Genomic DNA, 14417 nt, shown 5'->3' with positions numbered 1-14417 from the left:
GTAGTTATAAAAGTTACAAAGTCAATTAAAATGTAATAGTTGGTAGTTATGTATGAAATATTAACAAATAGATCAATCATTGAAGTTTCTGGTGATGATGCGATGAATTTTTTGCATAATTTGATCACTAATGATATAAAAAATAACGATTATTGTTATAGCTATGCTCTAACTAACCAAGGAAGATATTTGTTTGATTTTTTTGTATTGAAATTATCGGCAACAAGGTTTTTTATTGATATAAATATTAATCAGTCTGATTTATTTAAAAATCACTTAGTGCAGTACAAGTTACGTGCTAAAATTGAAGTGAATGACTTAACTAACGCTTATCAGGTTATTTACTCAAAGCAGCAATTGCCACTTAATAGCCACCAAGACCCTCGTTATAACCAGCTTGGTTTTCGTTCAATTATTAATAAAGATGATTTTTTAACAACCACAGCAACAGAAGGCTTATATCAGCAGGATAAATATAATTTTGCCATAGTTGATGGCTATGATGATTTAATTGCCAATAGGTCTATTCCCATCGAATATGGGGCTGAGGAGTTAAATGCTATAAGTTACAGTAAGGGTTGTTATATTGGGCAGGAAGTTGTTTCCAGAACAAAATACCAAGGAGTTGTAAGAAAAAAAATATTTAAATTATCCATTAACATAGATTCCGGTAATGTTGGTAGTTTAGATATCGCGAAAGACGATGAAATTATCGCCAATAATATAAAAATTGGCGTAGTATGTTCAGCTTATCAGAACATGGCAATAGCTTTAATTAGGGTGGATGATTATTATTCATTAGCAGATACAGTTATTACTGTAAGAAACTTACCAGTTTCTTTGGCTGTTCCACCTTGGCTTTATAGCTAAGCCGATTAGCTATATATTCAAATGATTTGAGTATAATTGTGTCTATACTGGGGTTAAGCCTAATTTTGCATAACCACCACATATTTTTACAATGTTCTCTAACTCTTCTAATGCTGTACTACTTGCATCTGCTATTTTCTCTTTTTGATACGCTAATGCATATGTAGCATAATGTAGTGCTACTAATTCAGCTGCTAAAGTAGCATTTTTCTCGGCAAGTTCGTGTAATAATTCTCTTTCTTTAGCTAGCAAGTTAGTTAATGATTGCAATTTAGCAGTTGTCTGCTCAAGAGCCTTAATATCCTTGGACAATTCATCTTCAAGCTCTTCAATGGTTGGTAAGGATGTTTTAATATTTTCTGGCAAGCTTTCAGCCAACTTATATTCAGCAAGCCCAATCGGCTTAGTCATGTCTCGCAGTGCATATTCAGCCTTGATTTGTTCTCCTTTATCTTTACAAAGAATTAAGCCTATAGATGGATTATCTCCCGACTGCTTTAATAAATCGTCAACAGCTGATAAATAGAAATTCAATTGTCCTACATCACGAGGAGAAAATTTACCTGTCTTGAGTTCAATAATAATAAAGGCTCTGAGTTGCAAATGATAGAACAACAGATCAACATAATAGTCTTCATTTCCTATTGACAATTTATATTGTCGTCCTACAAAGGAAAAGCCTGCTCCAAGTTCAAGAAGAAATTTCTCCATGTGAGAAACTAATGCCCTTTCAACTTCTCTCTCATGAGCTTCATCGCCTATGCTGAGGAAGTCAAAAATATATGGATCTTTTAGAGTATAATGGGCTAAATCTGACTGCGGGGATGGTAGTTTATCTTTAAAATTTGTTATAGCTTGATTTTGACGTTTATGTAGAGCTAATTCAATTTGCATAACCATTACATTTCTTGACCAACCATATGCAATGGCGTGTTTAATATAAAACAAACGAGTTTCTTTATCTGCAATCTTATCCAAAAGAGTTAGATTATGATACCATGTTAATTGTGCAAGCACCTCTTGCACAAATGCAGGATCAGGATATTCTTTAGCAAATTGTTGCATATATTTCAGATTTCGAGTGCTAAATCCTTTCATTTCAGGAAAAGCAGATACTAAATCACGGCTAAGTTTGTCAATTATCTTAGCACCCCAACCATGTTGCTCTTGACGAGTTAAAATTTCGCTACCAAATAGTGGTATAAAATTATCAGCTCTTTATTAGACCTCTTGCATAACCTAATCTAATTGGTAATTTTGTTGTCAAAACTCGTCTCCGTTCCTCACGTACATCTTAGTACGCTGCGGTACTCGACTTCGTTTTTCCTAAAAATTCCTCAATTATCTTTAGGTTATGCAAGAGGTCTATTAACAGATCGGGCTGCTTGATAACGACTTATAGATACACGGGCTTTTAACTGTTCTAAAAACTCTTTATATTCTGTAGTGATAATATTTCTATCCATAGTGCTTCTATTAATTTATTGATATCCTAACTTATTACTATAGCTAATTTTATTGTATTCCTCTAATCATTTATAAAAATTTGCTCTAGACAAATTGGGAGATTTATAGTAGCAATACAAAATATCAGGAAGGTACAAGATGAGTAAGATTATATTTTTAAATGGATGTGGTTCTGCCGGTAAAACATCTATCGCAAGATCAATACAACATTTAAGTAAGGATTCTTGGCTTACTTTTGGTGTAGATAGTTTTATCAATATGATGCCATGCTCATATAATGATAAAGTATCTACTGAATATTTTACCTTTGTGTCAGGAACAAATGATCGGGGGGCAACTATGCGGGTTGAGAGTGGAGAAAAAGGTGAGCAACTTTTTGGTGTAATGCCAGATTTTGCCAATCTGCTTGCAAGCCGAGGAAATAATATTATTATTGATGAAGTATTATTTGATGACTCCGGTCTCAAATCTTACATAAAAACCTTGAGTAGCTATATTGTCTATTTTGTTGGAGTTTTCTGTGATCTTTCAGTGATGCAGGAGCGAGAAATTCTACGCTGTGATCGTGCGATAGGTTTATCGAATGATCAAATAGACAGAGTTCACGCAAGTAGCTTGCGTGAATATGATTTAACAGTTGATACTACCTCAAAAACAGCCTTTGCAAATGCCAAACAAATACTGGAATTTGTTGATAACAATCCTGCTCCTCAAGGTTTTATTACTATGCGTAAAATGGTATATAGCACAACTATAGTCAATTGATGGGAAGTTGGTGACGTCGTCACCATAGTACCCTACAATTTTTATTCTATAAGTATAAAACAGCATAAAAACGTCATTGCGAGAAGGCGTGAGCCTTACAACTGTTGAAAGTTAGAAGGTAAAGCGGGTTTTAGATAGGTTTTCTGTCATTGCGAGACCACGCAAGTAGGTCGTGGCAATCCATCTTTGGTTACTTTTATGGATTGCTTCGTCGACCTACGGTCTTTCTCGCTAATAGACGTTGACCACATACGACTTTTAAACTACCTGGTCTAAAACTGCTTCCTCTTCCAACTTTCAACAGTTGTGGTCTAGATTCCGCACCGAAGCGGGTATGACAACAGATTCACTCGTCCATATATGACTTATGGATTGCTCCTATATCTTAAATATCGACTAGTTCCTGATAGGTTACTTCCAAAACCTCATAAGATTTTGAACCTTTAGGAGTTGTAACTTCCACTATATCTCCAACCCCTTTACCAATGAGAGCCTTAGCGATTGGCGATACGATCGATACTCTCTTTTTAGTTATATCTGCTTCGTATTCTCCAACGATATGGTACACAACTACTTCCTCTGTTTCGTCATCGATCAACTTAACTGTAGCACCAAATTTTATGCTGTCACCTGAGAGTTTTGATGTGTCAATAATTTCAGCTCTTGCTACTTTATCTTCAAGATCTAAAATTCGACCTTCAATAAAACTTTGTTTGTCCCGTGCTGCATGCCATTCCGCATTTTCAGATAAATCCCCAAAATCTCTAGCTGTTGCTATAGCCTCAATTACTTTTGGTCTTTCTATATGCTTAAGGTGTTTGATTTCTTTCTCTAAGCTATCGAACCCTTTATGTGTAATAGGAAATTTCGTCATAATAATATGTCTTGTCTAAGTTAAGTTTTCTAGTATATTTGTTGTGTTAAACTTTGTCAAACAGCCCTTTTAGATTATCATGCAAACTAAAATATTTAAATTTGAGATACAACGCAAAACCTTCCATTTATACAGCTTGATTATACCACTATTTTATTTATTTTCATCTAAATTAATTATTACTACACTATTATTTTTACTTACTGCCTGTGTATTATATGTAGATATTGCCAGGAACTACAATTTATATATTAAAAAATTCACAGATAGATTTCTTAGAAAGTTTATGAGACCCGAGGAACAGAGCGGTTTATTTAGGTTAAGTGGTAGTAGTTTTATGGCAATTGGATTTTTTTTGACAGCTCTTTTATTTTCAAAAGGTTTAGCGATTTCGTCTTGGTTGATATTGATAATAGCTGATTGTCTTGCGGCATTAGTTGGTACTAAAATAGGTAAGCCTCTAGAAAATGGTAAGTCACTGGAAGGTTCTATTGCTTTTCTAATTTCTGCAATTTTTATTAGCATGTTGGTGTATTTTTTCATCGGTTATCATACTAGTTTTACTGTTATCATAATTAGTTCTGTAGTTACTGCTATTGGTGAATTTTATGCAAAAGATTTATTGATCAACGATAATTTATTAATACCTCTTACTTACTGCTTTTCTACGATTATATTCACCTTTATTTTAGGTTTATGAGAATTCCATTAGAATTTTATGAACTTCTTAGAACCCGGATTAATTTATCAGATATTGTTCGGCAAAAAGTAGTTTTAACTAAAAAATCTGGGAATTACTTGGGTCTATGTCCTTTTCATGTTGAAAAATCTCCATCATTTACTGTGAATGACGCCAAGAGGTTCTATTACTGTTTTGGCTGCACTGTTCATGGAGATGTTATAAAATTTGTTGCTAGCCTTAACGGTTTATCTTACAAAGAAGCAGCTATTAAACTTGCCAATGATTATGGCATTGAATTGCCTAAATTAACCGTAGAGCAACAAAAATTGCATGAAGAATCGGATGAACTACTTGATATCTTAGGGATGGCAGAAAGGTTTTTTACCTCACAATTGTCACAAGAAGTATGTAATTATTTACGTGACCGCGGTATTAGTAAAGAGGCAATTAAGGAATTTTCTATTGGTTTTGCTCCTCCGGCTAAGGAATTGCAGAAGTTTTTTGAAAAAAAATCAATATCTTTGAAAAAACTTCAAAAAGCAGGCTTAGTGGGCAAGGGAAATGATGGTACAATGTATGAGATATTTTATAACCGGATAATTTTTCCGATTAGGAATATTTATAACAAGGTAATTGGGTTCGGAGGACGAGTAATTGGTAATGGATTGCCTAAATATTTAAATTCTCCGGAAACCATATTATTTCAGAAAAATGAAACATTATATGGAGAGAATAATGCGATTAGTGTTGCTTATAAGAAAAACCATTCAATCTTGGTTGAGGGGTACTTAGATGTTATTGCCTTGCATCAGGCTGGTTTTAAAGAGACAGTAGCAAGTCTTGGTACTGCGGTTACAGAGAATCATTTGCAGAAATTATGGCGTGCCGGAGATGAAATAGCACTTTGTTTAGATGGTGATATGGCGGGGATAAAAGCTACTCAGCGAGTAATTAACCTAGTATTACCGTTGATAAATGGTAATAAGAAAATTTCCTTTGTGATGTTACCTGGCGGCAGTGATCCTAATGATATTATCAATAAAGATGGGGCAGGGGGCTTTGCCAAAATTTTTGATAAAAGGATTAATCTATCCGAAATGATTTGGCGTTCCGAATATGAAGGTAAGAGTTTTGTAACCCCGGAAGATAAAGCTATTTTGGAAAAGAATCTTGAAGATTATTGTAAGCAAATAAAAGATAGGACTCTTAGCCATAATTACTATAGATATTTTAAAGAGCAAATATGGCAAAATTTAATTAAACGTCAAAGTAAGGGAGGGGTAAGAAATTCAAATGTAATATTTTCAGCTCCTGACTATTCGGAAATTGAGATGTTAGAACAAGTTTTTTGTATGATGTTAGTAAAGTTTCCAGAGATAGTTAACAAGCAAGAAATAAAGGATTTTTTATTAACGTTAAATTTTCAAAACAAAATGCTTGAAGATTTTCGTGATTGGTATTTTGCAGAGATTATTAGCAATGATATGTTAGATCATGAGAATATTATTGATTTGGCAGAAAAAGCTGGATTTTATGAGACTTTTTCGCTATTGTCAAAATCTAATAATCTATTTCTAGATTTATCATTTAACAAGAATGATATAGATTCTGACTTGCTTTGGCAATGGTTGCATAAGAAACATCACCTAGTACTATTAAAACAAGAATATAGTTCCATTATTCAAAATGGAACGGATGAAGAATTGAAAAAAGCTATGCTATACCGAGAAGAAATTATGAGGGTCTCTAAAGAACTTTATAATCTAAACGAATCTTTTACTAATTGACTTAAGGTTTATAAATTATGACAGAAGTGAAAAAGAATATAGATGAAAAAGGCGAAGCAGTTGATAACTTAGTTAAATCAGCCAAAGCAAAAGGTAAGGCAGTTACTTATTATGATATAAATAAAGTTATTCCAATCACTAATAATATATCAGTAAATGATCTAGAAAAGGTAATATCAAAGTTTTCTGAGGCTGGAGTTGATATTATAGAAGGCGATGAAGATGAGATTAAACTTGATATTAATGTAGATGAAGAATTTAAACTATCTAATAATGTTGATAGTGAGCCTGAGGATGACAGTGAAGAAGAAAATATAGGCTCAACCGATGATCCAGTAAGATTATATTTACGAGATATGGGTGGAGTAGGACTCTTTTCTCGTGAGGCTGAAATAGAAGTAGCTCAAGATATTGAGGAAGGCAAAGAGATAATGGTTAAATCACTTTGTGAAAATCCAATATCGATGAAATTCTTTATTAAATGGCATGAGGATTTAGCTAATGAAAAAATCTTACTTCGAGATTTGATTGATTTAGAAGCTAATATGGTTCACGAATATTGTGGTAATTCTGAAGAAAATCATAATAACGATCTGGAATCAGACCATGAAGAGCATGAAGAAGCTAGTAATTTATCAATAGCTACTATTGAATTACAGTTATTACCTGCTGTTGTCAAGCGTATGGAAAAAATTGCTAAACTTTCTGAAGAGTTGTTAGTTGAAGCAAAAAAACATTATGCACGTTATCCTCAACCTAAGGGGTTGCAAGATAACAAAAAATATGCCAAGAATTTACAGTTAATAATTGTTGAAATTTCTGCTATCCATTTTCACTCTAAAAGAACGGAGGAAATTCTTAATAGAATATATAGTCTGAATAAAGAATTAGTGCATAAAGAAGGAAATTTTCTTAAATTAGCTGAAAAATATGGCGTAACTCGTCAATCTTTCCTAAGTGAATATATGGGAGCAGTAATTGATGAGAATTGGAAAAGGCAAATGCAAAAAAATAAAAATGCTAATTGGAGGAACTTCCTTGCTAAAGAATCTGATGTCACGGATCAAATGATTAGCGAATTAAGAAGCATGGAAGTGATTAGCGGTTTGCCAATTATTGAATTTAAAAAATTAGTGCATACCATACAAAAAGGTGAAAGACAGGTTCTTCGGGCAAAAAAGGCTATGATAGAAGCTAATCTTCGTCTAGTTATCTCGATTGCTAAAAAATATGCAAATCGTGGATTGCAGTTTTTAGATTTAATTCAGGAAGGAAATATTGGGTTAATGAAGGCAGTTGATAAATTTGAGTATCGTCGGGGGTATAAATTTTCTACTTATGCTACTTGGTGGATTAGACAAGCTATTACTAGAGCTATTGCTGATCAAGCTAGAACCATACGTATTCCTGTGCATATGATTGAGACCATTAATAAAATTATCCGTACTTCTAGGCAGATGTTGAATGAGTTAGGTTATGAACCAACTCCAGCAGAAATTGCCGCTCGCCTTTCTATGCCAGTTGATAAAGTACGTAAAGTGATGAAGATAGCTAAAGAACCAATTAGCTTGGAAAATCCAGTAGGCGATGATGATGGTAGCTATTTGGGAGACTTTATTGAAGATAAAAATGCTATATTACCACTTGATGCGGCAATTCAATCGAACTTACGGGAGGTCACAACTAGAGTATTAGCAACCCTTACTCCTCGTGAAGAAAGAGTTCTAAGAATGAGATTCGGTATAGGGATGAATACTGATAATACATTGGAAGAAGTAGGGCAGCAATTCAACGTTACTAGGGAACGTATTAGACAAATAGAGTCCAAAGCACTACGTAAATTGAAACATCCAACTAGATCTAAAAAACTTAGTAGCTTTCGTGGTGGTTCTAGAAAGCAAAATAATTCTTCTGAATCTGCTTTTGGTGGATAATTTTTGTGGATAATTTGCATAGGATTTTTGATAATTTGTATTTATTATAATCAAATATAAATTAATAAATTATTATTTGTTTACTTTTTGATTGAGATACCTTAATATTTAAATATAGTCAATTCATGGGAATTGGGTAGCATGAACGATGAGGACGCCTATGAGTAATAGGCGAGCATTGAGCGAAGGCTTCACCAATTTCTCATCAATTGACATATATCAATTTTTACAAATAAAGTGTTATATATGGTAAACTTACAGACCAAACTTAACTCATTAATGATTCAAAAAAATATTAATGCTGTAGAAATAGAAAAGAAAACTGGAATAAGTAGAAATACTGTTTATAGCATTTTGTATGGTAGCTCAAAAAATCCTAGTGCTAGTAATTTGCAATTAATTGCCAAAGCCTTAGATGTTAATTTGGAAGCTCTTATTGTTGACAGTGAAATAAACCTTGAGGTGCTAACTGTTGAGCAGATTAAAATCTTTAGCAAGGCTACTAGTATAACAATTAATATGTTAATTGAAAAAAATTTAAACTTTTCATTTACTAATCTTACAGCCCTAATAAAAGAAATATATGAATATGCTCTGAAAAAACAGTCTGTTGATAGTACATTTGTAGATTGGATGATTGAGAAATATCACAAACCTTAATTTTATCCGATCAGCATACCTATTAGTATTTATGAATTTCGTTCAGCAGGAAAGTGATTACACTATCTTTCTTGAAGAACATCGAGCATATAGAAGGAAGTAATTGATATGCAAAAATATTTAGACCCAACAAATGATAGTCTATTTAAGAAAATCTTTAGTGATCTGGAGAGGCTAAAAGAATTTCTTAATAGTATTCTTGATTTACCTGAAAAGCATAGAATTAAGGAAATCAACTTTCTTTCATTAGAACATTTACCTAGAATTCATCAAGGTAAGAGAAGTGTATTTGATTTGAAAGTTAAAGATGAGTCAGATCATTGGTACATTATCGAGATGCAGAAAAGAAATGAAACCGATTATTTAAAAAGATTACAATATTATTCTGCTCATTCATATGTTCAACAACTTACAGAAGGGGTGACTCACAATGATTTATTACCGATAGTAGTAATATCATTAATGAAATCAAAAATATTTGCTGAAGAAGTACCATATATAAGTTTTCATAAAACTATTGAGACCACAACTAAGAAACAGCAACACATATTTGATATATCGTATGTCTTTATAGAGCTTAAAAAATTTAAAGATATTAAGCAACCATTATTGAGTATTGCCGATGAGTGGTTACATCTATTTAAATATGCAACAAAAGAAAATACCCCCCCTGTAGGAATTAAAAGTAGTAAGGTATTAGAAGCTTACCATGTTATCGAGATGCATGGACTAACACCAGCAGAATACGACTTATATGTAAGATGCAAATTGCAGGAAGATGCGGAAGATATTGCTTTAGAAGAAAGCTTTAAAGAAGGCAAAGCTGAAGGTAAAGCTGAAGGTATTAAAGAAAACGCTATAGTTATAGCAAAGAAAATGCTGAAAGAAGGCTATCCTATGGAAGATATAAGTAAATTAACCGAACTAACCATTGAAGAAATAAAGAAGTTAAAAGAAGAATAGCCTATGAGCAAAGAAGTAACTGCTAATATGCCGAAGGAAATATGTATAGTCAATGTATCAAACAGTGGCATTGAGTAATCAAAAAATTCAAAATCTGATTAGCTATAAATTGACAAGTAATAAAATTTTCTATACTATTAAAATCTGATTTAATTAACCAGAGGGGATAGCAGTATTTATAAGCCTCCAAGACTTTTTTGCTCTTATTAGATGATAAAAACATTGTTCAATTTTCCTATTGTTAGAATTTATCTAATATTTCAGTTTATTACCCGCGTCCTATTAAGCTCATACGCTTTATGGCAACAACAAATAACCATATCTGATCTAGTGTCAATTTTTGTTATTGGTACTCTTAATGATCTAATATCTCTTTGTTATTTTTTACCGATAATTTTACTGCTGATCATTGGCTTCCATAAATTATTGGCTCGGCATAAATTGTTGTATTTAAGCTGTTGCTTTATTGGTTATTTCTGTACTATTGCTCTATTAATATTTATTACCATTGCCGAGATTATTTTTTGGGATGAGTTCGGTGTTAGATTTAATTTTATTGCGGTAGATTATTTAATTTATACCAATGAAATTATTGGTACTGTAAAAGAATCTTTGCCCTATATAGAAATATTACTAGCTATTATAGTGATTGCACTATTGATTAATTTTTACTTGAGAAAATATATAATTAATCAAGCAAGTACTATAATAAATAGTAAGAAATATATTCTCTGCACGATAATGCTATTTTTCTTTAGCCTACTGGCTTTTAATTTTTATAACCCTAATAAAATTGATATAAATTCTAATAAATATGCTATCGAACTTGCTAGAAATGGTCATTATCAGTTTTTCTCTGCCTTTTTTAATAATAGTTTGGATTATAATAGTTTTTATCCAGTAATTGATAAAAAACGGGCTTTAGATATTGTTCGCAACAGTTTATCAAAAAATGAAGAACTATACTCAGATGACTCTACTATAGCACGTTATATCAAAGCTAATTCTTCTAATAATAAAAAATATAATATTATATTTATTACCGTAGAAAGTCTTAGTAGCGAATTCATGGGTAAATTTGGCAATCAACAAAATATTACACCAAATTTAGATAGATTAGCTGAGCAAAGCATATTTTTTACCAATCTATATGCAGTAGGCACTAGAACAGTAAGGGGTTTAGAGGCTATTACTTTATCAGTACCACCAACTCCTGGTTCATCCATTATCCGCCGCCCTGAGAATCAGTCACTATTTAATATAGCTACTGTTTTTAGGAATCAAGGCTATGTTACTAATTTCCTATTTGGTGGCTATAGCTACTTTGATAATTTACAAAATTATTTTCACGGTAATGGTTATAACATAATTGATCGAGGCAATCTAAAATCCAATGAGATAAGTTTTGCTAATATTTGGGGAGTAGCGGATGAGGATATACTAATAAAAGCACTGGAGTTAGCTGATCAAAATTACCATCAAGGCAAAGCCTTTTTCTCATTAATTATGACTACCTCTAATCATCGCCCTTATACTTTCACCGAAGGTAGAATTGATTTGCTGTCTGGTAGTGGGCGTAATGCAGCAGTTAAATACACCGACTATGCTATTGGTAGGTTTCTTGAATTAGCCAAAACTCACCCCTGGTTTGATAATACTATCTTTGTTATCACGGCTGACCATTGTGCGTCAAGTGCTGGTAAAACTGATTTACCAATTAATAAATATCACATACCTCTATTAATATATGCTCCTAATATATTAAAACCACAGATAGTTGATAATTTATCAAGTCAAATTGATATTGCCCCTACTATTTTGGGATTATTAAATTTTTCATATAATAGTAAATTTTTTGGTCAAGATATATTAAATACGCCGGCAAACAGGGCTTTTATCAGTACTTACCAATTGCTTGGGTTTATGAAGGATAATCATTTAATTATCTTACGCCCACAGGAGCAACCAAAAACTTATAAATTAGTTGATGAAGATATAGTCAATTCAGGAGAATTTGGGACTAGGAGCGATGGAGTGACGCCTATAAGTAATAGGCGAGCATTGAGCGACAACGTCCCCAACTTCTCATCAATTGACTATAAAATAGAGATTGATAATATTCCTCGTCTAGTAGAAGAAGCTATTAGTTTTTATCAGATAGCTTATGATTTATATATTCATGGTGAAATGAGGGAATAGATTACTTGATTTGTATCTAATAGTAGAGTATCTTAAAAGTAACTCTGCTATTCGGTGCGATGATCCTGAGAAACTACAAATTAACTCTTAATTTTTTCACAAGCATTTTAGAACAAGAATATCACCATCTCAATCTTTGGTATTTTGTTAGTTTCATTTGTGGTATTGGTACTTATTTTACCTTAAGTAAGGAACCTTCTTTTATATCTATTCTAACTATTTTCACAATTTCCTTATCGCTACTAATTTTAAGAAACAATATATTTGGGCGATTTATTTCGGGAATAATTATCGCCTTTTTTTGTGGTATGCTAGTTGGCAAATATCGCGTATCAAATTTACATGTTAGTACTATTAACAATCCAATAATCTCAAGAGTAAGCGGTATCGTAGAATCGATGAAACCAACTACTCATGGTATGCAGGTTATATTATATCAAGTAAAAATTCAGAAACTTAAACAAGTTTTACAAAAAGTCAGAATAAGTATGCCGGCAAAATATGCCCAAAAAATTAATATTAACGATAATATTAGCCTAGTGGCAAGGCTTTATAAACCACAAAGCAGTATTCTGCCGGGTGGTTATGATTTTGGCTTTTATGCATATTTAGCGGATATTAATGCTACTGGCTATGCACTGTCCCCCCTTAAAATTATAGCACATAGTGATCTCTACACTAATAGTTTTGTCTATAAAATTAAAAAAAATATTTACAACCGCCTGATTCAAATACTTGGTTCTATAAAAGGTAATTTCGCCGCTGCAATATTACTAGGTGAAAGCAAAGCCATCGATCGAAAATTAATGAAAGAAATGAGACAAAGCGGTATATCCCATATACTTTGCGTTTCCGGCTTACATTTATCATTGGTAGCGATGCTGTTTTTTATATCCACCAGATTCTTGTTAAATTTATCAAACTATATTGCTTATAATTATGATATAAAGTTAATTGCAGCAATTTGTTCTTTAATAGGAAGCTATGGTTATTTGCAACTAAGTGGCATGCAAATTGCTGCTACCAGAGCCTTCATTATGACAGCAATCTTTATTTATGCGGTTATGATAGGACGCAAGCCATACCCTCTAAGGTCATTAGCAATTGCGGCGTTCGTCATATTATCAATGAATCCAGAATATATATTTCACCCAAGCTTCCAATTATCTTTTGTCGCAGTATTATCACTAACTGCTGGTTATGAATTTTACATAAGGAATCAATGGATATTAGGTGAAAGCAAGGGCATATTTTCTTCAATCAAATTTTATATTGCCTCTAATATTTATTCAAGCTTCCTTGCCGGTATAGTTACTGCTCCCGTTGTAATAAACCAATTTTATACATTTCCTACTTATTCTATTCCGATGAACCTTATTGCTATACCAATAATGTCTTTCTTTTTGATGCCATTATCTATTATCTCGGTATTTTTAATGATCTTCGGTATAGACCAGTACTGTCTAAAATTAATAGGTTTTTTCATTAATATAATTATTGAAGCGGTGAAATTTACTAACACGTTACCATTATCAGTATGGTATTTTGGCTATATAAGCCAAGTTAGCTTAATTACTTTCTTATTTGGCTTTTTATGGCTTTGTTTGTGGAGAACTAAATGGCATTTTCTTGGGCTAATTATAATTATTATATCAGTAATTTTAATGCTGAACTCTCCTAAACCTAATGTCATATTTGATATAAATTTAAACGCTATTGGTATAAAAAATAGCAATGGTGAACTTGACATTTATGCTATAGTCAATTCAGGAGAATTTGGGGCTAGGAGCGATGGAGCGACGCCTATAAGTAATAGGCGAGCATTGAGCGACCCGTCCCCAATTTCTCATCAATTGACTATAATGAAATGCCAGAATTTAAACGTATATATTGGGCTAACTGGTTTGGTCAAAAGGATGCTAAAATATTTCCCTTAAAAATTCCCTTAGAAAAAAATATTTTTACTTCCCATGGGTACACAATTTTGATAGATTCTAGTTTGATAGATTTGAAACAAGTTACTCCGAATGAAATATGTAAAAATGTCGATATATATATTAATCTGCTAGGTAACAACCAATGTAAAGGCAATAAGATTACTGTTAGTAGAGAATTTTTAAAAGAATTTGAAGTAATAATGATATTTTGTAATCAGCATCAATGTACCATTAAAACCAATAGTAACAAAAGATTTAGTTTTAGGTAAAAATATATAG

At 32.4% G+C, this 14417-nt stretch carries 12 protein-coding genes; 10 read left to right on the top strand and 2 right to left on the bottom strand.

The genetic code is table 11. The annotated features are described in order from the left end of the window. Window positions 1-48: 48 nt before the first annotated feature. A complete protein-coding gene (locus tag ACQH1V_RS00115) occupies window positions 49-870 on the top strand; it encodes a YgfZ/GcvT domain-containing protein (protein ID WP_425360423.1) in 822 nt (273 codons plus the stop codon). 42 nt (window positions 871-912) lie between these two features. Here ACQH1V_RS00115 and ACQH1V_RS00110 read toward each other — a convergent pair whose 3' ends face one another. Then, window positions 913-2010 carry a PDDEXK nuclease domain-containing protein gene (locus ACQH1V_RS00110; protein WP_425360910.1) on the bottom strand — a complete coding sequence of 366 codons (1098 nt, stop codon included), beginning with the start codon at window positions 2008-2010 and terminating at the stop codon, window positions 913-915. A 465-nt stretch (window positions 2011-2475) separates the two neighbouring features. On the opposite strand from ACQH1V_RS00110, the gene ACQH1V_RS00105 reads away from it, so the two are divergent. Further along, on the top strand, window positions 2476-3102 hold the full coding sequence (locus ACQH1V_RS00105) for a chloramphenicol phosphotransferase CPT family protein (RefSeq protein ID WP_425360422.1): 627 nt from the start codon (window positions 2476-2478) through the stop codon (window positions 3100-3102). A 385-nt stretch (window positions 3103-3487) separates the two neighbouring features. On the opposite strand, the gene greA is transcribed toward ACQH1V_RS00105, so the two are convergent. Further along, entirely contained in the window at window positions 3488-3979 is a 492-nt protein-coding gene (gene greA, locus ACQH1V_RS00100; protein WP_094649337.1) for a transcription elongation factor GreA, read from the bottom strand. A gap of 76 nt (window positions 3980-4055) precedes the next feature. Between greA and ACQH1V_RS00095 the strand changes: the two genes are divergently transcribed. From ACQH1V_RS00095 to ACQH1V_RS00060, 8 genes are all read left to right on the top strand, one after another. Beyond that, the gene (locus tag ACQH1V_RS00095; RefSeq protein WP_425360421.1) at window positions 4056-4676 is read left to right on the top strand and encodes a diacylglycerol/polyprenol kinase family protein; all 621 of its coding nucleotides are present in this window, start codon (window positions 4056-4058) and stop codon (window positions 4674-4676) included. Continuing rightward, a complete protein-coding gene (gene dnaG, locus ACQH1V_RS00090) occupies window positions 4673-6445 on the top strand; it encodes a DNA primase (RefSeq protein ID WP_425360420.1) in 1773 nt (590 codons plus the stop codon). The genes ACQH1V_RS00095 and dnaG overlap by 4 nt, the downstream gene beginning before the upstream one ends. 17 nt (window positions 6446-6462) lie before the next feature. Further along, entirely contained in the window at window positions 6463-8379 is a 1917-nt protein-coding gene (rpoD, locus tag ACQH1V_RS00085; protein WP_425360419.1) for an RNA polymerase sigma factor RpoD, read from the top strand. Window positions 8380-8625: 246 nt separating this feature from the next. After that, window positions 8626-9039: a helix-turn-helix domain-containing protein gene (locus tag ACQH1V_RS00080; RefSeq protein ID WP_425360418.1), complete on the top strand. Its 414-nt coding sequence runs from the start codon at window positions 8626-8628 to the stop codon at window positions 9037-9039. Window positions 9040-9147: 108 nt separating this feature from the next. Next, window positions 9148-10002 (top strand): Rpn family recombination-promoting nuclease/putative transposase, encoded by an 855-nt coding sequence (locus tag ACQH1V_RS00075; protein WP_425360417.1) that lies wholly within the window; start codon window positions 9148-9150, stop codon window positions 10000-10002. Between the two features lie 210 nt (window positions 10003-10212). Next, on the top strand, window positions 10213-12201 hold the full coding sequence (locus ACQH1V_RS00070) for a sulfatase-like hydrolase/transferase (protein ID WP_425360416.1): 1989 nt from the start codon (window positions 10213-10215) through the stop codon (window positions 12199-12201). Window positions 12202-12260: 59 nt separating this feature from the next. After that, window positions 12261-14138, top strand: coding sequence for a ComEC/Rec2 family competence protein (locus ACQH1V_RS00065; protein ID WP_425360415.1), 1878 nt, complete (start codon window positions 12261-12263; stop codon window positions 14136-14138). Between the two features lie 47 nt (window positions 14139-14185). Further along, window positions 14186-14407 (top strand): hypothetical protein, encoded by a 222-nt coding sequence (locus tag ACQH1V_RS00060; protein ID WP_425360414.1) that lies wholly within the window; start codon window positions 14186-14188, stop codon window positions 14405-14407. The last annotated feature ends 10 nt before the right edge of the window (window positions 14408-14417 follow it).

Source organism: Candidatus Tisiphia endosymbiont of Ceraclea dissimilis (assembly GCF_964030735.1).
In the GTDB taxonomy this organism is placed as follows: Bacteria; Pseudomonadota; Alphaproteobacteria; order Rickettsiales; family Rickettsiaceae; genus Tisiphia.
Note: the sequence above shows the minus strand (reverse complement) of the source record. Positions and strands in the feature narration are given on the sequence as shown.

Excerpts from the sequence above, each read along its gene's own strand:
- ACQH1V_RS00115 (WP_425360423.1), top strand. The coding sequence starts at position 49 with ATGTATGAAATATTAACAAATAGATCAATCATTGAAGTTTCTGGTGAT.
- ACQH1V_RS00070 (WP_425360416.1), top strand. The coding sequence starts at position 10,213 with ATGATAAAAACATTGTTCAATTTTCCTATTGTTAGAATTTATCTAATA.
- rpoD (WP_425360419.1), top strand. The coding sequence starts at position 6,463 with ATGACAGAAGTGAAAAAGAATATAGATGAAAAAGGCGAAGCAGTTGAT.
- ACQH1V_RS00105 (WP_425360422.1), top strand. The coding sequence starts at position 2,476 with ATGAGTAAGATTATATTTTTAAATGGATGTGGTTCTGCCGGTAAAACA.
- ACQH1V_RS00080 (WP_425360418.1), top strand. The coding sequence starts at position 8,626 with ATGGTAAACTTACAGACCAAACTTAACTCATTAATGATTCAAAAAAAT.
- ACQH1V_RS00075 (WP_425360417.1), top strand. The coding sequence starts at position 9,148 with ATGCAAAAATATTTAGACCCAACAAATGATAGTCTATTTAAGAAAATC.
- dnaG (WP_425360420.1), top strand. The coding sequence starts at position 4,673 with ATGAGAATTCCATTAGAATTTTATGAACTTCTTAGAACCCGGATTAAT.
- ACQH1V_RS00095 (WP_425360421.1), top strand. The coding sequence starts at position 4,056 with ATGCAAACTAAAATATTTAAATTTGAGATACAACGCAAAACCTTCCAT.
- ACQH1V_RS00065 (WP_425360415.1), top strand. The coding sequence starts at position 12,261 with ATGATCCTGAGAAACTACAAATTAACTCTTAATTTTTTCACAAGCATT.